The sequence below is a fragment of the Arcticibacterium sp. GJ41-1 genome (assembly GCF_055808875.1).
Map to the genome: position 1 here is coordinate 3,561,368 of NZ_CM147888.1, position 24,840 is coordinate 3,586,207.

26 protein-coding genes are annotated in these 24,840 nt (G+C 36.9%); 11 read left to right on the plus strand and 15 right to left on the minus strand.

Annotation, left to right across the window (positions count from 1 at the left end):
- Positions 1 to 139: 139 nt before the first annotated feature.
- The 4 genes from AC0L6O_RS14790 to hisS are packed head-to-tail and all read right to left on the minus strand — an operon-like array spanning position 140 to position 3,861.
- On the minus strand, positions 140 to 1,057 hold the full coding sequence (locus AC0L6O_RS14790) for a YihY/virulence factor BrkB family protein (RefSeq protein WP_473303417.1): 918 nt from the start codon (positions 1,055 to 1,057) through the stop codon (positions 140 to 142).
- Positions 1,054 to 1,467 (minus strand): acyl-CoA thioesterase, encoded by a 414-nt coding sequence (locus AC0L6O_RS14795; RefSeq protein ID WP_341224664.1) that lies wholly within the window; start codon positions 1,465 to 1,467, stop codon positions 1,054 to 1,056. Before AC0L6O_RS14795 ends, AC0L6O_RS14790 begins: the two co-directional genes overlap by 4 nt.
- Positions 1,467 to 2,504 carry an endolytic transglycosylase MltG gene (gene mltG, locus AC0L6O_RS14800; protein WP_473303419.1) on the minus strand — a complete coding sequence of 346 codons (1,038 nt, stop codon included), beginning with the start codon at positions 2,502 to 2,504 and terminating at the stop codon, positions 1,467 to 1,469. Before mltG ends, AC0L6O_RS14795 begins: the two co-directional genes overlap by 1 nt.
- Positions 2,497 to 3,861 carry a histidine--tRNA ligase gene (gene hisS / locus AC0L6O_RS14805; RefSeq protein ID WP_473303420.1) on the minus strand — a complete coding sequence of 455 codons (1,365 nt, stop codon included), beginning with the start codon at positions 3,859 to 3,861 and terminating at the stop codon, positions 2,497 to 2,499. The genes mltG and hisS overlap by 8 nt, the downstream gene beginning before the upstream one ends.
- A 128-nt stretch (positions 3,862 to 3,989) precedes the next feature.
- Here hisS and AC0L6O_RS14810 point away from each other — a divergent pair, with 128 nt between their 5' ends.
- Positions 3,990 to 4,133 carry a hypothetical protein gene (locus AC0L6O_RS14810; protein ID WP_473303422.1) on the plus strand — a complete coding sequence of 48 codons (144 nt, stop codon included), beginning with the start codon at positions 3,990 to 3,992 and terminating at the stop codon, positions 4,131 to 4,133.
- Positions 4,134 to 4,287: 154 nt separating this feature from the next.
- Here the strand turns inward: AC0L6O_RS14810 and AC0L6O_RS14815 are convergent, their stop codons facing one another.
- On the minus strand, positions 4,288 to 4,656 hold the full coding sequence (locus AC0L6O_RS14815; RefSeq protein ID WP_473303424.1) for a hypothetical protein: 369 nt from the start codon (positions 4,654 to 4,656) through the stop codon (positions 4,288 to 4,290).
- A 60-nt stretch (positions 4,657 to 4,716) separates the two neighbouring features.
- Here AC0L6O_RS14815 and AC0L6O_RS14820 point away from each other — a divergent pair, with 60 nt between their 5' ends.
- Genes AC0L6O_RS14820 through AC0L6O_RS14830 form a run of 3 tightly spaced genes read left to right on the plus strand, consistent with a single transcriptional unit; the run spans position 4,717 to position 7,045 of the window.
- Positions 4,717 to 5,481 carry a class I SAM-dependent methyltransferase gene (locus tag AC0L6O_RS14820; RefSeq protein ID WP_473303425.1) on the plus strand — a complete coding sequence of 255 codons (765 nt, stop codon included), beginning with the start codon at positions 4,717 to 4,719 and terminating at the stop codon, positions 5,479 to 5,481.
- Complete coding sequence (locus AC0L6O_RS14825; protein ID WP_473303427.1) at positions 5,478 to 6,221, plus strand: SDR family NAD(P)-dependent oxidoreductase; 744 nt, start codon at positions 5,478 to 5,480, stop codon at positions 6,219 to 6,221. The genes AC0L6O_RS14820 and AC0L6O_RS14825 overlap by 4 nt, the downstream gene beginning before the upstream one ends.
- 53 nt (positions 6,222 to 6,274) lie before the next feature.
- Entirely contained in the window at positions 6,275 to 7,045 is a 771-nt protein-coding gene (locus tag AC0L6O_RS14830) for a glucose 1-dehydrogenase (RefSeq protein ID WP_473303429.1), read from the plus strand.
- A 70-nt stretch (positions 7,046 to 7,115) separates the two neighbouring features.
- On the opposite strand, the gene AC0L6O_RS14835 is transcribed toward AC0L6O_RS14830, so the two are convergent.
- The 7 genes from AC0L6O_RS14835 to AC0L6O_RS14865 form a co-directional block, all read right to left on the minus strand.
- Positions 7,116 to 8,717, minus strand: a complete 1,602-nt coding sequence (locus AC0L6O_RS14835) for a CotH kinase family protein (RefSeq protein ID WP_473303430.1) — start codon at positions 8,715 to 8,717, stop codon at positions 7,116 to 7,118.
- Between the two features lie 101 nt (positions 8,718 to 8,818).
- Complete coding sequence (locus AC0L6O_RS14840; protein WP_473303432.1) at positions 8,819 to 9,361, minus strand: hypothetical protein; 543 nt, start codon at positions 9,359 to 9,361, stop codon at positions 8,819 to 8,821.
- 150 nt (positions 9,362 to 9,511) lie between these two features.
- Complete coding sequence (rny, locus tag AC0L6O_RS14845) at positions 9,512 to 11,110, minus strand: ribonuclease Y (protein ID WP_473303433.1); 1,599 nt, start codon at positions 11,108 to 11,110, stop codon at positions 9,512 to 9,514.
- Positions 11,111 to 11,175: 65 nt separating this feature from the next.
- Positions 11,176 to 11,463 carry a cell division protein ZapA gene (locus AC0L6O_RS14850; protein ID WP_473303435.1) on the minus strand — a complete coding sequence of 96 codons (288 nt, stop codon included), beginning with the start codon at positions 11,461 to 11,463 and terminating at the stop codon, positions 11,176 to 11,178.
- A gap of 24 nt (positions 11,464 to 11,487) precedes the next feature.
- Positions 11,488 to 11,871: a hypothetical protein gene (locus AC0L6O_RS14855; RefSeq protein ID WP_473303437.1), complete on the minus strand. Its 384-nt coding sequence runs from the start codon at positions 11,869 to 11,871 to the stop codon at positions 11,488 to 11,490.
- Between the two features lie 51 nt (positions 11,872 to 11,922).
- Positions 11,923 to 14,346 carry a phenylalanine--tRNA ligase subunit beta gene (gene pheT / locus AC0L6O_RS14860; protein WP_473303438.1) on the minus strand — a complete coding sequence of 808 codons (2,424 nt, stop codon included), beginning with the start codon at positions 14,344 to 14,346 and terminating at the stop codon, positions 11,923 to 11,925.
- Positions 14,347 to 14,415: 69 nt separating this feature from the next.
- A complete protein-coding gene (locus AC0L6O_RS14865) occupies positions 14,416 to 14,781 on the minus strand; it encodes a hypothetical protein (RefSeq protein ID WP_473303439.1) in 366 nt (121 codons plus the stop codon).
- A 281-nt stretch (positions 14,782 to 15,062) separates the two neighbouring features.
- Here AC0L6O_RS14865 and recA point away from each other — a divergent pair, with 281 nt between their 5' ends.
- The 3 genes from recA (at position 15,063) to AC0L6O_RS14880 (ending at position 17,993) form a co-directional block, all read left to right on the plus strand.
- A complete protein-coding gene (gene recA, locus AC0L6O_RS14870) occupies positions 15,063 to 16,094 on the plus strand; it encodes a recombinase RecA (RefSeq protein ID WP_473303440.1) in 1,032 nt (343 codons plus the stop codon).
- A 76-nt stretch (positions 16,095 to 16,170) separates the two neighbouring features.
- Positions 16,171 to 17,205 (plus strand): aminopeptidase, encoded by a 1,035-nt coding sequence (locus AC0L6O_RS14875; RefSeq protein WP_473303441.1) that lies wholly within the window; start codon positions 16,171 to 16,173, stop codon positions 17,203 to 17,205.
- A 32-nt stretch (positions 17,206 to 17,237) separates the two neighbouring features.
- Positions 17,238 to 17,993: a DUF3108 domain-containing protein gene (locus AC0L6O_RS14880; RefSeq protein WP_473303442.1), complete on the plus strand. Its 756-nt coding sequence runs from the start codon at positions 17,238 to 17,240 to the stop codon at positions 17,991 to 17,993.
- 15 nt (positions 17,994 to 18,008) lie between these two features.
- Here AC0L6O_RS14880 and AC0L6O_RS14885 read toward each other — a convergent pair whose 3' ends face one another.
- Genes AC0L6O_RS14885 through AC0L6O_RS14895 form a run of 3 tightly spaced genes read right to left on the minus strand, consistent with a single transcriptional unit; the run spans position 18,009 to position 20,024 of the window.
- On the minus strand, positions 18,009 to 18,431 hold the full coding sequence (locus AC0L6O_RS14885) for a DoxX family protein (RefSeq protein WP_473303444.1): 423 nt from the start codon (positions 18,429 to 18,431) through the stop codon (positions 18,009 to 18,011).
- A 42-nt stretch (positions 18,432 to 18,473) separates the two neighbouring features.
- Positions 18,474 to 18,710, minus strand: coding sequence for a DUF4834 domain-containing protein (locus tag AC0L6O_RS14890; RefSeq protein WP_473303445.1), 237 nt, complete (start codon positions 18,708 to 18,710; stop codon positions 18,474 to 18,476).
- A 54-nt stretch (positions 18,711 to 18,764) separates the two neighbouring features.
- The gene (locus tag AC0L6O_RS14895; RefSeq protein ID WP_473303447.1) at positions 18,765 to 20,024 is read right to left on the minus strand and encodes a TlpA family protein disulfide reductase; all 1,260 of its coding nucleotides are present in this window, start codon (positions 20,022 to 20,024) and stop codon (positions 18,765 to 18,767) included.
- A gap of 220 nt (positions 20,025 to 20,244) precedes the next feature.
- Here AC0L6O_RS14895 and AC0L6O_RS14900 point away from each other — a divergent pair, with 220 nt between their 5' ends.
- The 4 genes from AC0L6O_RS14900 to AC0L6O_RS14915 all read left to right on the plus strand — a co-directional run bounded on the left by AC0L6O_RS14900 (position 20,245) and on the right by AC0L6O_RS14915 (position 24,823).
- Positions 20,245 to 21,762, plus strand: a complete 1,518-nt coding sequence (locus AC0L6O_RS14900) for a M61 family metallopeptidase (protein WP_473303449.1) — start codon at positions 20,245 to 20,247, stop codon at positions 21,760 to 21,762.
- A 327-nt stretch (positions 21,763 to 22,089) separates the two neighbouring features.
- Positions 22,090 to 22,602: a GNAT family N-acetyltransferase gene (locus AC0L6O_RS14905; protein ID WP_473303451.1), complete on the plus strand. Its 513-nt coding sequence runs from the start codon at positions 22,090 to 22,092 to the stop codon at positions 22,600 to 22,602.
- A 143-nt stretch (positions 22,603 to 22,745) separates the two neighbouring features.
- A complete protein-coding gene (locus AC0L6O_RS14910) occupies positions 22,746 to 24,149 on the plus strand; it encodes an arylsulfatase (protein ID WP_473303452.1) in 1,404 nt (467 codons plus the stop codon).
- Positions 24,146 to 24,823: a DUF547 domain-containing protein gene (locus AC0L6O_RS14915; protein WP_473303454.1), complete on the plus strand. Its 678-nt coding sequence runs from the start codon at positions 24,146 to 24,148 to the stop codon at positions 24,821 to 24,823. The genes AC0L6O_RS14910 and AC0L6O_RS14915 overlap by 4 nt, the downstream gene beginning before the upstream one ends.
- The last annotated feature ends 17 nt before the right edge of the window (positions 24,824 to 24,840 follow it).

Consider the following 24,840-nt stretch of genomic DNA (forward strand, 5'->3'; position numbering starts at 1 on the left):
TGCTTACTTAATTATAACACTTTGGCATGGCTATTGCCTTAAATAAACCAAGTTAGAACTGATTATTCTAATGGTTAAAATTTACAAAAAAATGCCGCATGTAAACTGATTACTTACTGCGGCTTTTTTTATGTCCTACCTAATCGTTAGCGGCTTCTTCGGCCAGTGCATCTTTCAGACTTGAGTTAATTTCAAAACCAAAAATCAGAATTACCGCAATTAGGTATATCCATACCATCATCCCTATCAGTGTACCAATAGAGCCATACAGCCTGTTGTAAGAATTGAAATTAACTAAGTAGTACGAGAAGCCATTAGTGGCCAAAATGCACAGTATAGAGGCTAGCATGGCTCCTATATTAAAAAAGCTCATTCTTTTGTTTCTCCCTGGAGCAAAATAATAGATACTACCAATACCTAAAAAGAAGATAATAAAAATGGAAACATACCTCAGAAGCTGAATCATATAGTAGGTAAAATCTTCGCTCATAAAACCTATCTCAAACAAATAAGCAATTGAAAACTTCCCTACAATCAAAACCACTATGGCCGATATCATAACCAAAACCAACAAAAAAGTAAGGAAAAGTGCTACCAGTCTACCTTGAACAAAATTCCTTTTATCATCTTTTTCTAAAGAAATATTGAAGGCCCTAATAAGTGCCATCATTCCATTGGTGGCCGCATAAAGAGCAAACAAAAAACCAAAAGAAAGTACATCAACACGCCTACGGCTAATAATATCTTGAATAGTATTGGCGGCGGTGCTATAAATTCCTCTTGGTAAAATATTAGCCAAGAAGTCCATTATCTGCACATCCAAGTTATCTATAGGGATATAGGGAATGAGCGTAAACAAAAAGATAACGGCAGGAAAAATGGCTAAAAGCAACGAAAAGGAGACAGCTGCAGCCCTTTGGTCAATATCAAACGTGATGATTTTTTGCCAAAGAATAGTTAAAACCAAATAAAGTGAAACCGTTGTATTCCAGAGATATATGCTTTTCAAAAACTTTCGAAGTTTCTTAACTAAGGCTATATCTTTTAAACTATTCATGCAGTTTTAAAGAAAGGTGCTAATGCTATTTCAATGTTTTCTGGACAGGCCATTATCCTATCGGTAGCTGTATTGACAAAAACCAGTGTGGTTTCGCCTAAATGTATTCGTTCCTCTTGCTCGTTATAAATTTCATAATTGAAAACTATTCTCGCTTTAGGTATTTTATTCAAAATCACCCTAATAGTAATCATTTCATCATATTTGGCAGGAGATATAAACTTAGAGTTGTTTTCATACACAGGCATAATAAAACCTTGGTCTTCAAAATCTTTATACCGCACGCCCAAACTTCTAAGAGCCTCTACCCTACCTATTTCATAGAGTCTTGCATAATGCCCATAGTACATGTAACCCATTTGGTCTACATCGGCATAGCGTACTCTATATTTATAATCGAAACTAAACATTAACGAATTCCTCTTTTGTTCATAGCATTATGAAACTTTCTAGCATTGGCGTTATGCTCAGAAAGTGTTGTAGCAAAATTATGATAGCCAGAAAAATCTTCTTTTGCACAGAAATATATATAACTATGCTTACCATAATTTAACACCGCGTCTATCGCCTTTTTCTCAGGCAAGGCAATAGGGCCCGGTGGCAACCCCTGAATCTTATAAGTGTTATAAGGAGAATCTACCTTCAGGTGTACATTCAAAATCCTTTTCAAAGCAAAATCGCCTACCGCAAATTTGACCGTAGGGTCAGCCTGCAATGGTATCCCTTGTTTAATTCTATTGACATAAACACCAGCTACCGTTGGCTGCTCGTCAGACTTATTGGTTTCACTCTGCACTATACTCGCCATAATACCTACTTTAATAGGCGACATGCTGGTAACCTTAGCTTTTGCCAATCTTTCAGCATTCCAAAACGTTTTGTATTCGTACTTCATTCTGTCTAAAAACTCGTCTTCGCTGAGGGTCCACCACATGAAATAAGTGTCTGGCAAAAACATACACATAATATTATCTGTAGTAAAGCCGTACTTTTCACACACTTCAGGGTCATTAAGCTTTGCCAATAGAACCTTCTTATCAATAGACAAATTTTGAGCCAGCCTTTCAGCCAAATCTTCCTTAAGTCTTATGTTATTGAAGGTCAATTTAACCTCATCTTGGTCGCCCGACCTAAGCTTAGAAAGGATGGTTTTATTCCCCGCATTAGGAGGAATCTCATACCTTCCTGGCTTTACTAAGTCTCTGTATTTCATGAATTTACTCAAAAAACCAAAGCTTATCTGGTCATGAATTAGGTTTTGCTTATTCAAACTGTCTAAAACCGTTTGATAAGTAGCACCTTTCGGTATCAAAAGAACAGCACTTTTTTCGGCATCCAAATTAAGATTAGGGCTCTTAATAACTTGCCAAAAATAGAAAGAGAACGTGGCTGCCAAACTGGTTACTATCACCAGTAAATAGGCCAAAAGCTTTTGTTTTTTAAACATTTAATATCTCAATTATTTCATTAATACCTAGACTTTTCTGCTCACCAGAAGCCATATCTTTTAAACTATATTTTCCAGATTTTATTTCTTCAGAGCCAATGGCCAATACATAGGCTATACCTTTCTTATTGGCATAGTCAAACTGTTTTTTCATTTTGGCACTAGTCGGATACAACTCCGCAGCAATATCAGCATCTCTCAACTTTTTCAAGATAGGCAAACAGGCTCGCTGCGACTCCTCATCAAAGTTAGTTAAAAGTACTTTAGTGCTTTCTGTGGCATCTTCTGGAAACAATGCTAACTCGTCTAATACGTCGTATATTCTATCTACACCAAAAGAAATTCCAACACCCGATAATCCAGATACGCCAAAAGTACCAGTTAGATCATCATACCTTCCGCCACCTGAAATACTACCCATTTTCACTCCAATGGCCTGCACTTCAAAAATAGCTCCTGTGTAATAGCTCAAACCTCTGGCTAAAGTAAAGTCAAGTTTAACGTGGGTGTCTTCCAAACCAAAGTCATTAACCATACCTAAAACTTCTTCTAACTCCGCAATTCCTTTAAGACCAATTTCCGTTTCAGAAAGCCAACCTTTCAAAGCCGCTAAAGCTTCCATGTTTCCTTCAGGAAGTTCGAAAAGTGTTTGAAGGGAAGTAATGCTTTCTGCAGAAAAACCTCGCTCTACCAGCTCTTCTTCTACTTTCTCTTTTCCTATTTTATCTAATTTATCAATAGCTACGCACAGTTCACCTTCTCTTCCGGCTGCACCTATCGCTTCTGTTATGCCAGTAAGAATCTTTCTATTATTTACCTTGATGGCAAAATCAGGTAATTTTAGTTTTTGAAAAGCCTCATTCAGCATCAGGATAATCTCGGCCTCGCATAATAAAGAGTCTGTACCCACCACATCAGCATCACACTGATAAAACTCTCTATACCTTCCACGCTGTGGTCTGTCTGCACGCCATACTGGCTGCACCTGAAACCTTTTAAACGGCATGGCCAAATCGTGACGATTCATGGCCACAAAACGAGCAAAAGGCACGGTCAAATCATACCTCAAGCCTTTCTCTGCTACTTTTGAGAGCATGGCTGGTGCACCATTATCAAAATCTTCTTGCTTTAGCTTTTTAGCAAAATCTCCTGAATTCAAAATCTTAAAAAGAAGTTTATCTCCTTCTTCTCCATACTTACCCATCAGCACTGATAGGTTTTCTACAGCAGGAGTTTCGAGTGACAAAAAGCCGAACTTCTTAAATACATGCTTAATGGTATCGAGTATATAAGTACGTTTTGCCATTATTTCAGGCCCAAAATCGCGTGTACCTCTAGCTAAACTTGGTTTTGACATAAATTTTAAATGTTTCCTGCCACAAAAGTAAGCTTATTCTAGATTTTTCATTGATAATTATAAACAGAATAACTACCTTTGCACCCTCGTTTGAGATAACCGAAGAACTAGATTTAAATATTTATACAATGGCAGTTACAAGATTAAAGAGAAAAGGACTAAGAAACAGAGCTATCGCAAACAACAAGCAAGCTACTATCAAACGTCTTACGCAAAAGCCTCAAATTGAAAAAGTAGACGTAGAAGAGCTTAAAGCTTCTTTCGCGAAATAATTTCTTTTTGCATTCTAAATGCATAGGTCTCAATCTTATAAGAAAGGTTGAGACTTTTTTGGTTTCTACCAATCCCAGGAGAGTTACAATAAATAAAAAAAAAGTCCTAACCGCGGAGCAATTAGGACTTCAGTAAAATCTATTAAAGGTTAAACTAACCTTTAACTGGTGGCTTAGGCCTTCTTGGCCCTTTTCTGTTTCCGCCTCCATTAAAATTCCTGTTACGCTTTGCTATCCTGATAGCGTCTAGCTGAGATTCGTATCTTAAGCCACGGCTAAAAAACCATAGCCCGCCTAATAAAGCCAAAAGACCTAAACCTCCGTGTAACTGATGCTCCCAGTGGTGTAACATCTCTGCTCCAGAAATAGCTAAAGCAAAGGCACCCGCAGCTATTAGGACAAAACCGATAACCACATTCATTTTAAATTTTTGACTCAATAAGAGTTTCTGATACCAATTCTTGTCTTCATTCCTTTTATAAGGCTTATTTTTTGAAGAATTATCGGCTTTCTTGTCTTCCATTTTTTTTGCTGTTTACTTAATTCTATTTTTGACCACAAATAGCACTGGTCAAAGATTTAGATGAAAAATATTATTAGTTTCCTTATTCGTTTCGTTCCACGTAAGTACTTACAATTATTTAGCCATATTCCATTAAAGATATATGCTGGCTTTATGAAAGGAGATGCAGTGGAATGCACGGTTTGCAATGGCAAATTTAAGAAATTTTTACCTTATGGTAGATTAGAGCCTAGAGAGAACGCTCTTTGCCCTTCTTGTCTCTCTTTAGAAAGGCACAGACTCATGTACCTCTACCTAAGAAAGAAAACTAACTTTTTTGAACAAAAACTAAGCGTACTTCATATAGCTCCGGAATATTGTTTCATTGACCGTTTTGAGGAACTCCCTAATTTGGAATACCTTACTGCCGATATTGAATCACCACTGGCGAAGGTCAAAATGGATATTGAGAAAATTCAATATCCTGACAATTCCTTTGATGTCATTTTTTGCAATCACGTTTTAGAGCATGTAGAGCATTTTGATGTAGCTACTGCAGAATTATACAGGGTTTTGAAGCTGGGAGGCTGGGCCATTATGCAGTCGCCGCAAGACATGCAGATGGAGCACACTTTAGAAGACCCTACCATCACAGACCCTAGAGAAAGGGAACGTGTCTTTAAACAGTCTGACCATCTCCGATTATTTGGAAGAGATTATGGTAAAGAACTTGCCAAGGCTGGTTTTAAAGTAACCGAGGATAATTTCGTCAACAAACTACCTCCAGAGCAAGCAAAACGATTTGCTCTCCCTATGGAGGAAATAATATACTTCAGTCAAAAATGAAAAGATTCGAAAACAAAAAAGTTTTAATTACAGGTGGAAATGGAGGAATAGGCTTAGAAGCCGCAAGTAAATTTATAGCAGAAGGAGCCCAAGTGGTGGTCTTTGATATAGCCGAGCAAAAATCTGCCGAGCTAGAAAAAATCAAAGGCGATGTACATTATATACAATGTGATGTATCAAAATCTGCCAATGTCAAAGCCGCTTTTGAAAAAGCCATAGCTACAGTTGAAAAAATTGACATCCTTATTAACAATGCCGGTATTCTTGGCCCAAGGGTCAAAACTGAACATTACCCAGAAGAAGACTTTGACCTTGTAATTGACGTCAACGTAAAAGGTGTTTTCTACTGCATGAAAGAAGCCATCTCTATTTTTAAAAGGATAGGCGGTGGCGTTATTGTCAATACTGCATCTGTGGCAGGCAAAATAGGCATGTCTCGTCACTTAGCCTACTCGGCCAGCAAACATGCGGTTATAGGTATGACCAAGTCAGCCGCTGTAGAATACGCCAAACAGAATATACGAATAAACGCGGTTTGCCCAGGATTTACAGAAACCTCAATGTTAGCCACTATCAATGAAGAGCCAGAATACAAGCAGGCACTCCGCCAAGCTACACCTATGAAACGCTTTGGAAAACCTCAGGAAATAGCAACTGCTATTCTTTTCTTAGCATCTGACGAATCTAGCTTTATGACGGGCCAAGGCGTCGTGTTAGATGGCGGACTAAGTGTGCAGTAATGCACCTAAAAAAGAACTTTTTTATTTTACTTACATCAACAATATAACACCCTATGAATTACAAAAACGCATTTGACCTCAACGGAAAAGTAGCCATCATCACCGGAGCCAGCAAAGGCATTGGAGAATCTATGGCTCGTTTTTTTGCGGCTCACGGAGCCAAAGTAGTTATCAGCAGCCGCAAGCAAGACGTGCTGGATGAAGTAGCCGAAAGCATCAGAAAAGAAAGTGGTGCAGAAGTACTTCCTATAGCTGCTCATGCAGGCGATATGGCACAACTACAAAACCTTTTAGACCAAACCATAGAGAAATTTGGCGGTGTAGATATCTTAGTAAACAATGCTGCTACTAACCCAGTTTTTGGCCCATCATTAGACTGTGATGGCGATGCCTTTGACAAAATAATGGCCCTTAATGTGAAAGCTCCTTTTGAGTTTTCTAAGATGGTTCATGCCTCTATGAAAAGCCGTGGTGGCGGAAGCATCATAAATGTAAGCAGCGTGGCTGCCCTTACACCAGACCCTGGCTTAGGCATGTACTCGGTAAGTAAAGCCTCCCTTAATATGCTTACTAAAGTGCTAGCAAAAGAATGGGGAACAGATGGTATTAGAGTAAATACTATTTGCCCAGGCTTAATAAAAACTAAGTTTTCTCAAGCCTTATGGCAAAACGAAGACATCATGAAAAGGTTTACCAAGCACATGCCTATTTCTAGAATAGGTACTGTAGACGAGATAGGTGCACTGGCTCTATATTTAGCTTCTGACGCATCTTCTTTCACTACAGGAGCAGTATTCACCGCAGATGGCGGAATGACTATCTAAAGAAACGTTTGACATGATTTTGACTCGTATGAGCCAATATTACGCTCCTATGGAGCTCAATCTAATATTGCTATTTTTGAACCATTCTATGAATCACTTCTTTCTCTCCTACTTTAACTTTTAATAATTGAAGTGTTTGAGAAGAATGGTTTTCAGGGAAATTAAGATTTAATTGATTTTGGCCTTTTTCTAAATCAAAATCTTGTGTCTTAATTTCCCTACCCAAAAGGTCTATTAAGCTCACACTAGCCTGAGTCTCTTTCTCTGAAATAATCTCAATACTAACTGACGAAATATAAGGGTTAGGATATGCTCTTACATTAAAGTCTAAACCCTTCTCTGCAGAAAGTACTTTCATTTCATCTGGTATATTCTGGTCTAACCATTGTAGTCTTAAAGGAATCCACTTTTTCAATTCGTCTACTTCGCCCTGCCATGTCGCTGGAGCAGGTTGCGGCTGTGGCCAAACATATTTGCTTAAAATGGGCCATCTTATAAAATTTCGACCTTGGGCTTCTCTTATTTCATTTGCCAGTTCGTCTACTAAACCGAGCAATTTACTTTCTTCTAAAATCCCGTTTGAACGAAGTTCGTCATAGGTATTTCTATACGCTCTCACAAAATTAACATCGCTCAAAAACCTTTGCCACCAAAAAGGCACCTGCCAAGTGTCATCTGGGCAGTAATTATTAAAATTATAAGAAAAGCCTTGATAAGAAGAACCGTTACAGTAATTGGCATTGCCATAACTAATATCGTAATCCCATGGCGGCCCTAGCTTTAGCTTTTCATTCTTGTTTTTATACAAAAAGGTGCTAATCCTATAGCCATCTACATTTTTTGCAACCTCATTTACTATGGTCATGAGCACAAAAGATTGCATATCTATACACTGCTGGTATCCTGTAGCCGAATCGGCAAAATTCTCTGACTGCAAGGCATCTTCGAAATTATCAACATAGGTTTGAATATAGTCTCTTTGAATACTGGTAATGTCTTTTGGATATTCGTAGAAAAACTCCGAAGGTTTAAAAGCTCCGCTAGGTTGGTTGGAGTATTTTGAGGTCCAACTTCCATTATTAGAGCCTGTATTTTTATCAATTTTGATAATATAACCTCCCGTCAAGTCTTCTCCTGATTCTTCATCTGGCTCTAGCTTTGAAATATCTACTCTGCCCTTATCTCTTTTTACCTTCTCCATGAAAACATAAACACCTTCATAGCTTCCATTGAGGTAAAGTTCTACATATTTGGTTCTGCTACTGTAAAGCCCCATTTGCTCCGCCATGCGTAGTGTAAGCACATTATGAATCAAACTTTTCTCATTATAAGATGGGTAAAGTATCCAATCGCTTTCTTCTGGCCATCCAAAGAAACCAAAGTTAATATCCTCACCTGCTTCATCCCATGTCTCAAAACCAAAAGGCTTTTTAGGGAAAGATTGCGAAGAAGAGCCTCGGTATTCTATGCCTATATTACCATCATAAACAGCTGTTCCATTAGGCGTATTTCGTTGACCTTCTCCATTATATACCAACTTCATTTTTGCCATTACTTTTGGCTCATCTACTATTTGTTTCCCTTCGGTATCAATATAAACCAAAGGTAAATTAGACGAAACTTGAGCCAAAGCTGGAAATCCTAGAAGGAGAAGAAGCAGTATTCTTTTCATATTTTTTTATTCTTAATCAAAGCTATACTAATAGTGCATTAGAAAAAAGAAAAGCCGCCCAATCACTAGATTAGGCGGCTCAAAATAAGATTGCTATAAAATTATAGTGTCAAATCTCTTTTTATAAAATCTTTTTCTTCAAGACCGAATGCGGCAGTGATAGCCTCATAAGACTTAGACTTCAACCTTGCTGTTTCTAAAAACTCAGCAGGAACTACCACCACTCTGAAAAGTTGGTCATTTAAATACGCACCATCTACCGTAGATAAATCAGCAATATTACCACCTAAGAAAATAGAAAAATCACCTTGCGTGAAATCATATTCGTAAGTTAAAATACCTTGATCTAAATAAGCTGTTTGATTCAGTGGTCTCCAAATAGGCGTTCCGTCTGAATCACTCTCCCAATTTATATAAATTAATGGCACATCTGCCGGATAGACATCAAAACCATAAGCCTCTAAATGCGTGTAATCATTATCAGGAGTAAAATCAATTAAAAGTTCAATGGCTGACGCATATACCAATCCACCATCTTGTCCAGCTGGTCCTGGTGCTCCATCAAGTCCATCATATCCTGCAGGTCCTCTGCAAGAGCTAAAACCAATAACTAATGCTGATGCGATAAAAAGTAGCTTTTTCATAATCTATATAATTTAAACGTTTCCAATTCTTTGTATGATTTTTAGATGTTAGAATTCGATAAAAGGTTGCCCGCCCAAACAAAAAGCACCCAAAATATAGGTGCTTTAAGATTCCATTAACAGTTCACCTGCTAATAACGAAGATTTTGTCTATTTAGCATAAGCCACGGCTCTCATTTCACGAATTACCGTTACTTTGATTTGACCAGGATACTGCATTTCTTTTTCAATTTTTTGAGAGATATTAAACGACATCATACTCGCTGTTTCGTCATTTACATTTTCTGCATCCACTATTACTCTTAACTCTCTACCGGCTTGAATAGCGTAACACTTCTCTACTCCTTTAAAGTCAAGAGCTAAATCTTCTAGGTCTCTTAAACGCTGAACATAAGAATCCATCATCTCACGTCTAGCTCCCGGTCTTGAACCACTGATGGCATCACAAACCTGAATCACTGGAGATATTAAAGAAGTCATTTCTATCTCATCATGGTGAGCACCTATGGCATTACATACCTCTGGGTTCTCTTTATATTTTTTGGCAAGTTCCATACCCAAGATAGCGTGAGGTAAATCAGACTCTTCTTGGTAAACTTTTCCAATATCGTGAAGTAAACCTGCTCTTTTAGCCAACTTAACTTTCATACCCATTTCAGCTGCCATGGTAGCACAAAGCTTAGCCACTTCTCTAGAGTGTTGCAGTAAGTTTTGACCGTAAGACGATCGGAATCTCATTCGACCTACCATTTTGATAAGCTCTGGATGCAAGCCATGAATTCCAAGGTCTAGCACCGTTTTCTCTCCTATCTCAATAATTTCGTTGTCAATTTCTTTTCTAGTTTTATTCACTACCTCCTCAATTCTTGCAGGGTGAATTCTGCCATCAGTCACTAATCTGTGTAAAGAAAGTCTGGTAACTTCTCTTCTTACTGGGTCAAAACTAGAAATAACGATAGCTTCCGGCGTGTCATCCACAATTATCTCTGCACCAGTAGCAGCTTCTAAAGCTCTAATGTTTCTTCCTTCTCTACCAATAATCTTTCCTTTGATTTCGTCACTTTCAATATTAAAAACTGACACACAGTTTTCAATTGCCTGCTCAGCGGCAGTTCTTTGAATAGTCTGGATAACAATTTTCTTTGCTTCTTTGGTAGCAGAAAGCTTAGCCTCTTCTATGGATTGTTTCACATAGGCAGATGCATTAGATTCTGCTTCTGCTTTAAGTGCATCCATTAATTGTTCTTTGGCTTGGTCTGCAGATAATCCTGCAATTTTTTCTAGCTGCTGTACGTGTAAGCTTAATTGCTTATCAGCCTCTTCTTGTCTTTTGGTAGCTACTTCTAATTGATTGGCTACTTTATCTTTTTGACTTTGAAGTTCAGACTCTTCTCTTTTATTCTTCTCCATTAAGGAAGCCGCCTGCTGCTGAAGCGTTCTTACCTTTTGCTCGTTTTGAATAATGATATTTTTCTTGTTATTGGTAGTTTCTTCAAACTCCTCTTTCAATTTCAAGAAATGCTCTTTAGCCTCTAACTTTCTATCACGTTTAATACTTTCTGCTTTAGATTCAGCATCTCTTTTAATACTCTGGGCATTAGACTCGGCATCTCTGAGAATGCTCTCGGCTTTTCTTGCAGCTTCTTCTTCTTGATTTTTAGTGGTCTTTTTTAGTAGCGACTGCCCTATAAAGTATCCTGCTACTAGGCCTCCTATGATGCCTACGATTAACAATAAATATTCTGACATTAATTCTTTTTTTTAATAATTCGTTGATTGAATATTAAAGAAAGGAAATTAAAAAAAGGGAGAATTTAGCCGTCTAACCGGTTATCAATTTGCTCTAATCTACCATTAACTTCGTTTCGGAGCCTCTCATAGTTTTTGTGAGCTTGTAAAGCATCCACCATGGCCTCTACCGCAACGGTAGAAAGCAAGTCCTCAAAGTTTGCCACTGCACCGTACTTATTATGAAGTACAGCAAGGCGGTCATTTATTTTAATAGCAGCTTCTCTAAAATAGGGTTCTTCTTCGGGCGAAAGCAAAAACGGAATAGGTTCTCCGTTAATTCTAATATTCGCATTTATCTTTTCCGACTCCATTATTAGTAAGCAAAAACATATTTATCACTTCAATAAGCTTATACAATCGTCTATTTCGCTTATTAGAGTTTGGATTAATTCTCTAATTCCTTCTTCACTTACCTCCTCACCTTCTATATCCGTTACAATCTTAGCGATTTTATTCCTAATAGTAAAATTTTCAGCACTTAAGCCCTCCAATTCACTCGGAACATCTTTCACTTTCGCTTGATGTTTTTTCACAAAAGCCAATCGGCTTTTCAGGTCGTCTCTTTCTTCTTTTACTTTTTTTAGTTCAAACTCTAAGCCAATAATTTTCTGTTCAAAAGTTCTGACCTTAGCAATACGCCCATCCACTTTACCCGCCAACTCTTCTAGGCGAGCAAACATCATGGCATTCTCTTGGTAATATTGCTTTTCAGATTCCATTCAAATATAAAATTGAGAGCTATAAAACACCTCTTTTCAAAGAAGTGTTTATCACCTTCTTATTTCAGCACCCAGCTGATTTTCGAAGGTATAGATTAATTTACTCATAGTTTTATCAATTACCTTATCTTGAAGGGTTTTCTCTGTATCACGTAAGATAAAACTCACCGAATAAGACTTCTTGCCTTCTCCAAGCTTATCACCCTCATAAACATCAAAAACATTTACTTCTTTAAGCAGCTTCTTATCTGACTTCATAGCCAAATCTTTTATTTGAGTAAAACTCACAGCTTTATCCACCACTAAAGACAAATCTCTTCTTACATCTGGGAATTTAGATATTTCGCTAAATGTGACTTTGTAAGAATACTTCTTCAAAACATAAGCCCAATCAATCTCAGCATAGAAAACTTCTTGTTTCAAATCTGCAAACTTCAAATGAGAAGCCTTTACTTGCCCGATACTAGCCACTACCTTATTATTTAAGGTAAGGTCAATGCCATAATCAAATAGGCCTGACTCAGATTCTTTGCTCCCTAAACCAGATAACCTCATGGTTGCGAATATTTTTGAAACCTCGTTTTTAAGGTCAAAAAACGTCACCTTTTCAGATTTCTGCTGCCAAGATTCAGACAATTTGTTTCCAGTAACCCATAGTCCCAACTTTGATTGGTCAAAGTAACTAACATTACCATCCGATTCCTTTTTACCATAGACTCTGCCAAACTCAAAAACTTTCAAGTCCTTACTTCTCCTGTTGATGTTATAAGCAAGCGTTTGTAATCCAGAGAAAAGCAAGCTGTTTCTCATTTCGGAAAGGTCTTCTGTCAGCGGATTCAATAATGTAACTTGAGAGCCCTCTTCTTCATTTAAAACGGCATTTTGAGACGGCTTTACTATTGACAAGGTTTGAATTTCATAAAAACCATTTGCTGCCAATAATTCTGAAATCTTTAAGCTTTGCGTTTCAGGAACCACCTCTCTAAAATCAGAAAGATAATCAGACGAAAGTTTTTCTGACAAGGCTATGTTATCAAAGCCATAAATTCTCAAAATCTCCTCTACCACATCAGCTTCTCTAGTTACATCAACCCTATAAGCTGGTACAGAAAGGCTCATGCCTTGATTATTTTCTTCTACTATTTTAATATCTAGTTTTTGAAGAATTTCTTTGATTAAGCCTTGTGGTAAGGTTTTACCTAAAAGGCGGTCAATATTCTTAAACTTGACATCCACCTCATGATTAGGAACCTTAACCGGATAAAGGTCAAAAGACTTATCAGCCACTTCACCACCAGAAAGTTCTAAAACCATAAGTGCTGCTAATTTAATAGCATAACCCGGCATTTCTGGGTCAGTTCCTCGCTCGTATCTAAAGCTAGCATCAGTTTTTAAACTGTGCGTAGTAGCCGTTTTACGAACTCTATCAGGATGAAAATACGCTACCTCTAAAAACACATTCTTAGTGCTATTTGACACACCTGAATTATCTCCACCAAAAACACCAGCAAGACCAATAGGCCCTTCAGTATCACAAATGGCCAAATCTTCGCCAGAAAGTTTTCTTTCTACGCCATCTAAAGTTGTTACAGTTGTTCCCTTTTCAGGTGTCTTAACTATAATTTTATTGCCTGCAATTTTGTCTGCATCATAAATGTGCATTGGTTGACCCAAAAAGTGGCAAATGTAATTTGAGATATCCACCAAATTATTGATGCTATTGACACCGATGGTGGTTAAAAATCCTTTGAGCCAATCTGGCGACTCTTTTATTTCAACATTCTTTATTTCTAAACCACAGAATCTTGGACACCCCTGAGCATCTTCCACCACTAAATCAATAGTAGCAGATGCATTGCCTAAAGCAAAACCAGATACATCTGGCAAGTTTACAGGAGCACCAGTAACAGCCTTAATATCTCTCGCGGTACCAAAGTGAGAAGCTGCATCTGCCCTGTTTGGTGTCAAACCAATTTCAATGGCGTAGTCAGACTCCATATTAAAATAAGTAGCTGCAGGTGTTCCAACAGGTAAATCGGTATCTAATACCAAAATGCCATCATGACCTTTTCCTAAGCCTATTTCGTCTTCGGCACATAACATGCCTTCAGAAGCTTCTCCTCTAATTTTCGATTTCTTGATTACAAAACTATCGCCGTCACTAGGGTAAAGTGTGGTGCCTACCGTAGCCACTATCACTGTTTGACCTGCTGCTACATTTGGAGCTCCGCAAACAATGTTTAATAAGTTTTCGGTACCAATATTAACTGTTGTGCATTTTAGTTTATCCGCATTGGGATGCTGCTCACAAGTTTCAACCTTTCCTAAGACTAGTCCTTTCAAACCACCTGGCACAGGCAGTTTTTCTTCCAAACCCTCTACTTCCAATCCTGTGGAAGTTAATAGGGCCGAAAGTTCTTCGGGATTTTGAGGAAAATCAATGAGTTTTTTTAGCGTATTATATGATATGAGCATCCTTTTCTATTTTTTCAATCCGCAAAGATAGAAAAAGATGTACAAGGTGCTTGAAGATTTAAGACCGATTTATTCTTTCAGCCCATCTAGTTTCTCATCTATATAAGATTTGACGTCGTCAAAAAGAAAAACCTTGCCAAAAGCACCTATACCCACGGTCTTATAAGTGCCATTAATTTTAAGTTTAGTAAGTGAGATAACTTTTAGGTCTTCCACCTTAACATTATTATTTAAATACTTCTCCATAGTATTTAAGCCAATGGCCTCTCCCAGTAAAGCACCTAGTTTTTTCAAAGTGTCACCATCCACCTCGCCATTCACATTTCCCAATTCATTCACTTTTTCAGCTACAGCGGCTTGATGCTTCTCTAAAGATGGATTTGTAAAAACTCCTATGAGAGCAATTAGAAGTAAAAAGAAGAGATTGTTTTTCATGGGTTATAGATATGATTTTATAATAAACGTATTTTGACTGTTTTATTTCAAAAGAATACGTCCCTTTTGGATGACTAAGACTTAAGCAACGTTGCTTTGCATAAATTAAAACCAAGCATTGGTAAAAATTTTAGCTAAAACAAGCAATACAAATAACTCAATATCAACGAAGTAAATCTATTGCTAAATTTATTAGCTATTCATTGCTAGTAAATTGTGCAAGGATACAATATCTTTGTGGCAGACAAAAAGAAATTCCTAGAACTCTAAATATATTACCAATGTCCGAAAATAAGGAACGCTTAAAGATTCTTCAAACCACCATCGATAAATTAGACAAAGCATTTGGAAAAGGTACCGTCATGAGACTTAGTGATACTAAGGTTTCTGATGTACCCACTATCCCTACTGGTTCTTTAGGTCTTGATTTAGCATTGGGCATAAATGGTTTCCCTCGAGGAAGAGTTGTAGAAATTTACGGACCAGAATCTTCTGGTAAGACCACCCTAGCGTTACACGCTATAGCTGAAGCACAAAAGGCTGGCGGAATAGCTGCTTTTATAGATGCTGAGCACGCTTTTGACCGTTTGTATGCTGAGAAACTAGGAATTGACACGGCCAACTTATTAATCTCTCAACCAGATTATGGAGAGCAGGCCTTAGAAATTGCAGAGCATTTGATTTCATCAGGAGCCATTGACATATGCGTAGTGGATTCTGTAGCTGCTTTGGTACCTAAAGCTGAATTAGAAGGCGATATGGGAGACAGCAAAATGGGACTTCAAGCTAGATTGATGTCGCAGGCTCTTCGTAAGCTTACAGGAACAATCAACAAAACAGGCTGTACTTGTATTTTCATTAACCAATTGAGAGATAAGATTGGTGTAATGTTTGGTTCTCCTGAGACTACCACTGGTGGTAATGCTCTTAAATTTTACTCTTCTGTAAGATTAGATATTAGAAGAATTGGCCAAATCAAAAACTCTGACGCCGAAATAGTAGGTAACCGTACTAGAGTTAAAGTGGTAAAAAACAAGATGGCTCCTCCGTTTAAGGTGGTTGAGTTTGACATCATGTATGGAGAAGGTGTATCTAAAGCAGGGGAAATCCTAGATTTAGGTGTAGACTTAGACATCATAAAGAAATCTGGTTCTTGGTTCTCATACAAAGAAGATAGATTAGGTCAAGGAAGAGACTCTGTCAAAAATCTTATCAAAGACACGCCAGAGCTTTTAGAAGAATTAGAGAAAAAAATTAAAGATGCCATTTCTGGAAAAGACGAAATTGTCTTAGGGAAAGAGGCAAAAGAATAAACAATTGAGCAATCAATAAATAATCATTATTAGGAAAGCGTTTAAAGAGTAGGAGATTTTCTCCTGCTCTTTTTTTATGAAAAAAACTATCAAAACCACTGCTCTTCTACTTCTGGCGGCCTGCCTAGCATTCTATCTTTTTTACTTTCAAGAAGTAAATTATGGTTTAAGACAAGCTAAAGGTCAACTGAAAATCATATTAAATACTACGCCTATAGAAGAGGTATTGGCCGACAATACTTTCCCTGACAGCTTGAAAGCCAAGATTGAGCTGATTCAAGAAATCAAAAAGTTTACTGTAGATTCTTTAGGCTTAAAGCCTAGTACCAGTTACCAAGATTATTATGAGCAACATGGCCAACCTATACTTCGGGTAATTACCGCATGCCCACCGTATGACTTAGAAAACAAGAAATGGAAATTTCCTATAGCCGGCGAATTTGCATACAAAGGGCACTTTGAGAAAGAAATTACACAAAATGAAGTAACTGAATTAAAACAAGAAGGTTTTGATGTTCGTGTTGCTGAAGTCTCAGCATGGAGTACCTTAGGCTACCTCTCAGACCCCATTTTGAGCAGTATGTTAGAAAGAGACGAAGGCTCATTAGCAGCCTTAATCATTCATGAACTTACACATGGAACACTTTTTGTAAAAAATGATTTAGAATTTAACGAAAACCTTGCAGATTTTGTTGGTGACCAAGGAGCATTGTTATTTCTACAAAGCAAATATGGTAAAGGAGCAAAAGAGATAGAAAAATATAAAGCCTCTAAGGTATTTTATGAGCGATTTTCAGAACATATTGCTTACGGAACAGAAAAACTTGATAGCCTATTTCAAACCTTTACCCCTGAAATGGCGTCTATTAAGAAGGATAGTTTAAAATATGATTTGATTGACGAGATTATGCTATCGGCTGATTCACTCTCTTCAAATCCCAAATATAAGTATCGAGGAAGAGGCACTATAAACAATGCATACTTCACGGCTTATAGAACATACCAAGGAAAACAAAATGACTTTGAGGAGGAATTAAAATCAAAGTTTAACAATAACTTTAAAGAATATTTATCGCATTTAAAAAGTAAATTTCAGAGCTTAGGAAGATGATAAAAAGACCCGTCATATTAATTGTAATTTTAATGAGTGTAGCTCTTTATGCCTTTGTAGGCAAAGGAGTACTTAGGTCAGTGGAAAATCATAGTTTTCAAGCTGGCGAGAAATACACGTATAAAGTAAAATATGGCTTCCTGACTATTGGCCAGGCTAAAGTAGATGTCCATTCTAAAATATTCTCAGTTAATAACAGACCTTGCTATAGAGTAAATGTTATAGGTAAAACTGCCGGATTAGCGAGCTTATGGAAAGTAAGTAATATGTATAGGTCTTTTATTGACACCACCGCTTTTATCCCTCACAAGTTTGAATACAGTGCTAGAGAGAATACTTATTCAAGAGACCAAACATTCACGTTTGACCATAATAGTAATAAGGTAAAGAAGTTTGAAAAAGAAGAAGTTACAGAATACAAAATCCCTGACTATGTTCAGGATGTAATATCTGGCTACTACTATTTGCGTACAGTAGATTTTTCTAAAATGAAAATAGGGCAAAGCGTTAAGGCTCCTCTATTTTTTGATGATGAACTGTACAATATGCAGGTTAAATACGCAGGTAAGGACGTAGTGAAAACAAAGTTCGGAAAAATGAATGTATTGAAACTAAATCCAATCTTACCTAAGAACGAGTTATTTGAAGGCGATAACGCTATAAGAATATTAGTTTCTGATGATGAGAATCGTGTTCCAATCAGATTAGAAATAGATTTCTCTTTTGGAACTATCTCGATGGAGATAGTAGCTTACAAAAATGTAAGAAATCCTTTTATCTGGAGCTAATTTAACAAAAGCTGCTTACCTCCTCTTTTTACCGAAAATGTAATAATCTAAAGAGTACCTTCCTGGCCCCCAGATGTATAAAGAGATATAAGGAATTAAGAAGAGTAAGCCCTTTTCCATTCCGCTCAAACCCTTACTTAAATTCACTAGAAAAACGGCCACTACCATAGTGAATATCAGAATAGCCAAGGCTGGCCTAGTAAATAGCCCAAGCAAAACTAATATAGAACAGAAAAGCTCTGCAAAAATGGTAAGTAAAAGAGAAGGCACTTCGCCAATTCCTATTGGGTCTCCAAAACCATATTCTCCACTTAGCACCCTACTCAGTTTAGAGTAACCATGTGGAATCATTAAAAAGCCCACACCTACACGTAGAATAAAAATAGCTAAATCAACATAGGGAGGTAAAGCAGTTACCCTAAAAAACTTCTTGAACATTCTAATGGACGCTTCTAGTTATAAATTTGAAGACAAAAAAAATTAATCTACCTCTTCATAGTCAACATACTGACCACCTTTAAAGCCTTTTTCTTGCGTATCCTTTGGCACGTAATCTACATTTATTTGACCGTCCTTTTTCCCCTGAGGCTGGCTGCTTTTATTAGCTCTTTTTTGTTCATTCACCATTTGCTTACCCACAATGAGCCAAAACAAGAACCTCCTAACCGGTGGTACAAATGCTATAATCAGGAAAACAACTAAAATTATCTTAAACATATATCAATTCTTTATCTAGATAGTAAAAGTAGAAAAAAGCTTAATTTTTAACTATTAAAGTAACTCCAATAATGCGGGCAAAGTTTCAGAACTGCTTGGTCTAGGTGCCTTATCGTTTACCAAATTTCCTTTTTTGTCGATAATCATATATCTAGGGATACTTGAAACCTTATATCTGCCAGAGACTTCGTAAGAATGGCCGTTTTCACCAAACTCCTCTAAACCCAATTTCTCAACAGCTCCACGCCATTTCTCCAAATCTTCATCTATAGATATATATAGAAAAACAATGTCCTTTTTTTGTTTTGAGCTCAGGCTTTCATGCATAGCTCGGCTCGCAGGAAACTCTTTTCTACATGGCCCACACCAGCTAGCCCAAAAGTCAACATAAATAACTTTTCCTTTATATTTTTCAAAAGTAAAAGCCTTATCATCTAAATCCATTATTGAAGGTAAGTTTCCTCCTTTTTTCGACTCTTCTACTTTAGCCAGTTGCTCAGCTCTTTCTGCTTCTGCTGCTACCACATCACTAAAAAAACTTTCTGAGAGATACTCCTGAAGATTTTGACAGTAAATCTGACTAGTCCAATACCTAAAAGAAGAACTACTTAAAGTTTTATGACTAGTCTCAATAAGCTCTGTTAATGTATAATCTAACACATCACCTTTTAGATATTTAGTGGCATATTCTGCTTTATCTTTCATAGACAAAACGCCATCAGCATACTTTTCAAAATTATTGGCTTCTGAATTAAAATAAGTCACAAAATACGGCAAGAAAGCTCTATAGCTTTTAGAAAGCATCCGCTTGGGATTATTAATTCTTTGTGGGTCTAAACTCAATGTCATTATACGTGGCAATGAAGTCACTTGTTTTAAACCAGTATTACTATTGCTGTTATTGATAGAGTAAGCTAATAAAAGGTGCCAGTAGTTATAATTAATATTGGCTTGCACTAAATCAACAAACTCACCTGAAAGCTGGTCATAAGCCTCATAGTTTTTCAAAAAACTCATCTGAGCATTTCTTTTGTCAAACAATGTCAGTTCCCATTCGTCTACATTGACCGTCTTAATATTTTCATATTGTAAACTCGCATCAAAATCTTCTCTAAACTTTTCTTCAAAAGCGGCTGTAAAAGACGCATTCTCTCCTAGGTTTAAAAGCTCGTTAAGATGAGCTTCTTGCGAAAAACTCGCCTTCAAATAAACATCACCTTCGTCTGCAGTAAAAGTCTTAAATGCTACGGGTTGAGAAAACCTCAAAGCCATAGAACCTAATAAAACTGCTATCAGAATAAACTTGTATTTCATATAATATTTTCTTCCAAAAAAGACTCAAACAAAGAACCACTTTTCGTTTATAAGAACGCCTTTACAAAAAGAAAGTTCTATCCCTAAACGGCTTATTTCTATAAAATAAACGCAAATAGCTAAGTATAATGGCATACTTCAGCACTTACCTGCCATTTTTTTATTAAAAATCATCACTTTTGTACATTCAAAAATCAACATACTACAATAATTCGATTAAATGAACTCATTTAAAACACTCGTACTTCTACTTTTTGCAGGCCCTCTTTTTTCCCAGACCGCCATCAACTTTGAAATAGATGTCACTCAGAATACTGACACTTTTTATGTTTCCGTAGACTTAGAACAAACCTTATCAAAAGAAAACAACATTTACCAGTTTTCGGCAACAGCACCAGGCACTTACCAAACGCAAAACATAGGACGATTTGTTAGCGACTTTAAAGCCTTTAACAAAAAAGGGAAAGAGATAAAAGTCACTTATAATGCTCCTAACCAGTATATCATTTCTAAACCTCACAAAGTTCAAAGTATTCAATACAAAGTAGCGGAAACTTTTGACACAGAGGTGGCATCATATCCCGTATATATGATGTGTGGAAGTAGTATAGAAAACGACCATGCACTTATTAATACGCACACCATGTTAGGCTACTTTGAAGGCTTACAAAGTAATCCGATTAAAATAAAAGTAAATCAAAGAGAAGGCTGGAAAACGGGAACTGCTTTAGAAAAAAAGGACGGATACTACTGGGCAAACTCCTTTGACCACGCTGTAGACTCCCCTATTCTAACGGGAAATTTAACATATGCTGAAACACAAGTAGCAGATACTCCAATTAGAATATTTACTTATTCTGAGAAAGGTAAATTCACATCAGCAGCCTTATTAGAAAACATGAAGGACATGCTAGACGCATCAAACAAGTTTTTAATAAAGTTACCTGTAGAAAACTATACCTTCTTATATTACTTTTTGCAAAACCCTGACGGACAAACTGGTGCATGGGAGCATTCTTACAGTTCGGAATATGTGCTAACAGAAAATGAGCCTACAGAAGCCTACATGAAGCAAGTTACAGATATAGCCTCTCATGAGTTTTTTCATATCGTAACACCGCTAAACATTCATTCTGAAATTATAGAATCATTCAATTTTGTAGAACCTACTCCTTCTCAGCACCTTTGGCTATATGAAGGTGTAACCGAGTGGGCTTCAAATATCCTCTTGTACAGAGGTGGCGTGGTTGACTTTGACGAATACATCAAAAATAGTATCCGCCAAAAAATACTTATCAGCGAAAACTACTTTGATAAAAGCTGGAGCCTTGCCAGAATTGCTAAAGAATCTTTTAACGAAGATGGAGCAAAGCAATACGGAAACATCTATTATAAAGGTGCATTAGTAGCCGCTTACTTAGATATTAGGCTTTTAGAGCTTTCTAATGGAAAAAGAGGCCTGAGAGAAGTTATGCTTGAGTTGGTAGATAAATATGGCAAAGGCAAGCCCATTTCTGAGAAAAACTTTTTCAATGATTTAGTGCACATGACTTATCCAGAGATTGCCGATTTCATTCATGACTATATCGAAAACGCAGAACCACTTCCTAACAAAGAATACTTAGGAAAAATTGGTCTTAATTACTCTGGCAAAGGCAACAGTATTGAGATTAGAAAAATGGTAAACCCTACAGATAAACAACTAATACTTTTTGAGGCATGGAGTAAAAACCTTTGATTATTGTAAAACTATTTGCTCAAAATGGCTATTCTTTAAATAGAATAGCTTTTTTTTATACAATAGTACTAGCTCACACTCACCAGTCAAATACCACACAATTATAGACTAAAATACCGTTTTCGTCTACTAATCAATCGTTTAAGCTCTATATTTCCCCAGAATAAATTCATTCGTTTTATATTAGTATACAAGTCAGGAGAAAACCTCCAAAATTTAAAACACTTTTTAAAAGCCTGGATTCAAAATATAATCTGAATAACAATAACTATTCAGGTTGTTTCTATGTCCTTGCTATTTAAAATTTTACATTTAACTCTCAGGAAAATGAAATACAACACAGATGCTTTAAGCACCGTCACTTTGGAAAGGGAGGTTCCAAATGAAGTACTATCAGAGGACACTGTCATCCATAAGTTAGGGCCGCAAGACCTTAAAACTTTCAAACAACTAATAGAAATTTTTAAAGCCACGCTTGAAGGTCAATCAAAAAAAGAGATAGACGAATTTAGCCTTAATTCCATGTTACGCCATGTTACCTTTGTAGGATACGTAGCTATGAAAGATGACGAAGTAATTGGAGGCTTAACAGCCTATGAAATAAGAAGTTACTATAAAGGAGAATCCGAAGTTATACTTTATAACTTAGCCGTTAGTCCTAAATACCAAGGAAAAGGAATAGGTAAACTACTAATGCAAACTATTCTCAATTTTGCAAAAGAAAGAGAGCATTCTCGCTTATTTGTAGGAGCTAAAAAGCAAGGAACCGCAGCCATTGATTTCTACAGAAATACGGGAGCCACTGAGTATCAAACTGCTAAATTTGTGTATGACCTTTGAAAAACTTATCTGAGCAACGTTTATAGATAAAAGTTATTTAGCGGTATTGAACCAAAAAAAAAACAGCATCCGAGTATTTACCAAAATTGAAATTGCAACAGACTTCTTTTGCTATTACCTTCATGGCTTGAAACCCTTGAAGAATGAAAAAAACAACATTACTACTTAGCCTCGGTTTGCTAACTTTTTCATGTAAAGAAGTACAGCAAAACTCTGAAAAAACGAATATTATCTACATCATGGCTGATGACCTCGGCTATGGCGATGTAGGAGCCTTTGGTCAAACCCTAATAGAAACACCAAATATTGACAAACTAGCCAAAGAAGGCATGATGCTCACAAGGCATTATGCTGGAAATACCGTTTGTGCTCCTTCTAGATGCACATTAATGACGGGCAAACATAATGGGCATGCCACGGTAAGAGGAAACAAAAGAGTTCCTTTACTAGAAGAGGATTACACCGTAGCTGAATTATTAAAAACTGCTGGCTATACCACGGGCTTGGTTGGCAAATGGGGATTAGGAGAAGAAGGAAGCTCTGGCATTCCAAATAAACAAGGTTTTGACTATTTCTATGGTTACCTAAATCAAGCCCATGCTCACAATCATTACCCAGCTTTTCTCTACGAAAATCAAGAAAAAGACCAACTAGGCAATGAGGTAGAATACATGACAAAAGGAAATAATGCAGGAATTGCAGGTCACTCCACTAATAAAGACGTTTACTCCAACGATAAATTCATTGAAAAATCGCTAGCATTTATTGAGCAAAACGCAGCAGCACCATTCTTTTTATACCTTCCTATAACCGTACCACATGCCAATAATGAGTCTCAACACTTTAATGAATCTGGCATGGAAGTACCTAGCTTAGGTATTTACGCTGATAAAGATTGGCCAGAGAATCAAAAAAGGCATGCCGCTATGATAGGCGAACTGGACAAAACAGTAGGCCTAGTGATGCAAAAGCTTAAAGATGAAGGATTAGATGAAAACACGCTAGTGATATTCACATCTGATAATGGCCCACACAATGAAGGTGGTGCAGATTCTGAGTTTTTCAACAGCAATGGCCCATTAAGGGGAACTAAAAGAGACCTATATGAAGGTGGTATAAGAGTACCAACCATTGCTAGATGGCCAGGCAAAATCAAAGCTGGAAGTTCTTCTGAGCATGTTTCTGGTTTTGTAGACTTATTTGAAACATTAAAAGACTTAGTTAAAATAGAAGACAATCATAAAACAGATGGCATCTCTTTCTTACCAACTCTACTAGATAAAGAACAAGCTAAACATGATTTCCTATATTGGGAATTTTACGAACAGGGCGGCAAGCAGGGTGTCTTATTTGATGATAACTGGAAATGCATAAAGCTTCATGTTAACGACAGCACGAAAACCAAGGTTGAGCTTTATAACATTGGCAAAGACATTGAAGAGCAAAATGACCTCGCTTCTTTAAACCCAGAACTTGTAGCAAAAGGTTTACAAATAATGAATCAAGAACATACGCTTTCTTCAGACTTTAAATTTAAATTTGAATGACAATAAACAAATTGGCTGAGGAGCTACTTCTAAATGTTAAAAAAGAAGTGGATACAGAAGGCTTAGAAGAACAAATAGCGGCACTGCCACTAGACCAATTAAAATCAGAACTGAATACAGACTCTCAAAAGAAAGCTTTCTGGATAAACTGCTATAACGCCTATTACCAAATTCTTAGAAAAAGGACGAAATTACTCGCCCCTGAAATTTATACTGAAAAGCTAATTAAAATAGCTGGCGAAAACTTTAGTCTTGACGAAATAGAGCATGGCATTTTACGCAAATATCGTATCAAGATATCCTTGGGCTATTTGCCAAATATCTTTGCCCCTGTCTTAATAAAAACACTGGCAGTAAGTAAAGTAGATTACCGCATTCACTTTGCCTTAAACTGTGGTGCTAAAAGCTGTCCGCCTATTGCTTTTTACAAGCATGACAGCCTAGACCAGCAATTAGACATGGCCACCTTATCTTTTTTAGAATCAGAAACGGAGGTATTTTATGATAGAATGGAAATTCACACTACCAGTCTAATGAGCTGGTTTAGAGGTGATTTTAATGGCGAAAAAGGAATTAAACAAATCTTGGAAGATAAACTAAACATACCTACCAAAGGATTTAAAATGATTTACAAACCATACTCTTGGGAAGACCAACTCCATAATTTTGAATAGGTTAAAAACTTAATTAT

Bases quoted from the DNA above. Each gene is read 5' to 3' on its own strand.
- AC0L6O_RS14790 (WP_473303417.1), bottom strand. From the start codon at position 1,057: ATGAATAGTTTAAAAGATATAGCCTTAGTTAAGAAACTTCGAAAGTTT.
- AC0L6O_RS14795 (WP_341224664.1), bottom strand. From the start codon at position 1,467: ATGTTTAGTTTCGATTATAAATATAGAGTACGCTATGCCGATGTAGAC.
- mltG (WP_473303419.1), bottom strand. From the start codon at position 2,504: ATGTTTAAAAAACAAAAGCTTTTGGCCTATTTACTGGTGATAGTAACC.
- hisS (WP_473303420.1), bottom strand. From the start codon at position 3,861: ATGTCAAAACCAAGTTTAGCTAGAGGTACACGCGATTTTGGGCCTGAA.
- AC0L6O_RS14810 (WP_473303422.1), top strand. From the start codon at position 3,990: ATGGCAGTTACAAGATTAAAGAGAAAAGGACTAAGAAACAGAGCTATC.
- AC0L6O_RS14815 (WP_473303424.1), bottom strand. From the start codon at position 4,656: ATGGAAGACAAGAAAGCCGATAATTCTTCAAAAAATAAGCCTTATAAA.
- AC0L6O_RS14820 (WP_473303425.1), top strand. From the start codon at position 4,717: ATGAAAAATATTATTAGTTTCCTTATTCGTTTCGTTCCACGTAAGTAC.
- AC0L6O_RS14825 (WP_473303427.1), top strand. From the start codon at position 5,478: ATGAAAAGATTCGAAAACAAAAAAGTTTTAATTACAGGTGGAAATGGA.
- AC0L6O_RS14830 (WP_473303429.1), top strand. From the start codon at position 6,275: ATGAATTACAAAAACGCATTTGACCTCAACGGAAAAGTAGCCATCATC.
- AC0L6O_RS14835 (WP_473303430.1), bottom strand. From the start codon at position 8,717: ATGAAAAGAATACTGCTTCTTCTCCTTCTAGGATTTCCAGCTTTGGCT.
- AC0L6O_RS14840 (WP_473303432.1), bottom strand. From the start codon at position 9,361: ATGAAAAAGCTACTTTTTATCGCATCAGCATTAGTTATTGGTTTTAGC.
- rny (WP_473303433.1), bottom strand. From the start codon at position 11,110: ATGTCAGAATATTTATTGTTAATCGTAGGCATCATAGGAGGCCTAGTA.
- AC0L6O_RS14850 (WP_473303435.1), bottom strand. From the start codon at position 11,463: ATGGAGTCGGAAAAGATAAATGCGAATATTAGAATTAACGGAGAACCT.
- AC0L6O_RS14855 (WP_473303437.1), bottom strand. From the start codon at position 11,871: ATGGAATCTGAAAAGCAATATTACCAAGAGAATGCCATGATGTTTGCT.
- pheT (WP_473303438.1), bottom strand. From the start codon at position 14,346: ATGCTCATATCATATAATACGCTAAAAAAACTCATTGATTTTCCTCAA.
- AC0L6O_RS14865 (WP_473303439.1), bottom strand. From the start codon at position 14,781: ATGAAAAACAATCTCTTCTTTTTACTTCTAATTGCTCTCATAGGAGTT.
- recA (WP_473303440.1), top strand. From the start codon at position 15,063: ATGTCCGAAAATAAGGAACGCTTAAAGATTCTTCAAACCACCATCGAT.
- AC0L6O_RS14875 (WP_473303441.1), top strand. From the start codon at position 16,171: ATGAAAAAAACTATCAAAACCACTGCTCTTCTACTTCTGGCGGCCTGC.
- AC0L6O_RS14880 (WP_473303442.1), top strand. From the start codon at position 17,238: ATGAGTGTAGCTCTTTATGCCTTTGTAGGCAAAGGAGTACTTAGGTCA.
- AC0L6O_RS14885 (WP_473303444.1), bottom strand. From the start codon at position 18,431: ATGTTCAAGAAGTTTTTTAGGGTAACTGCTTTACCTCCCTATGTTGAT.
- AC0L6O_RS14890 (WP_473303445.1), bottom strand. From the start codon at position 18,710: ATGTTTAAGATAATTTTAGTTGTTTTCCTGATTATAGCATTTGTACCA.
- AC0L6O_RS14895 (WP_473303447.1), bottom strand. From the start codon at position 20,024: ATGAAATACAAGTTTATTCTGATAGCAGTTTTATTAGGTTCTATGGCT.
- AC0L6O_RS14900 (WP_473303449.1), top strand. From the start codon at position 20,245: ATGAACTCATTTAAAACACTCGTACTTCTACTTTTTGCAGGCCCTCTT.
- AC0L6O_RS14905 (WP_473303451.1), top strand. From the start codon at position 22,090: ATGAAATACAACACAGATGCTTTAAGCACCGTCACTTTGGAAAGGGAG.
- AC0L6O_RS14910 (WP_473303452.1), top strand. From the start codon at position 22,746: ATGAAAAAAACAACATTACTACTTAGCCTCGGTTTGCTAACTTTTTCA.
- AC0L6O_RS14915 (WP_473303454.1), top strand. From the start codon at position 24,146: ATGACAATAAACAAATTGGCTGAGGAGCTACTTCTAAATGTTAAAAAA.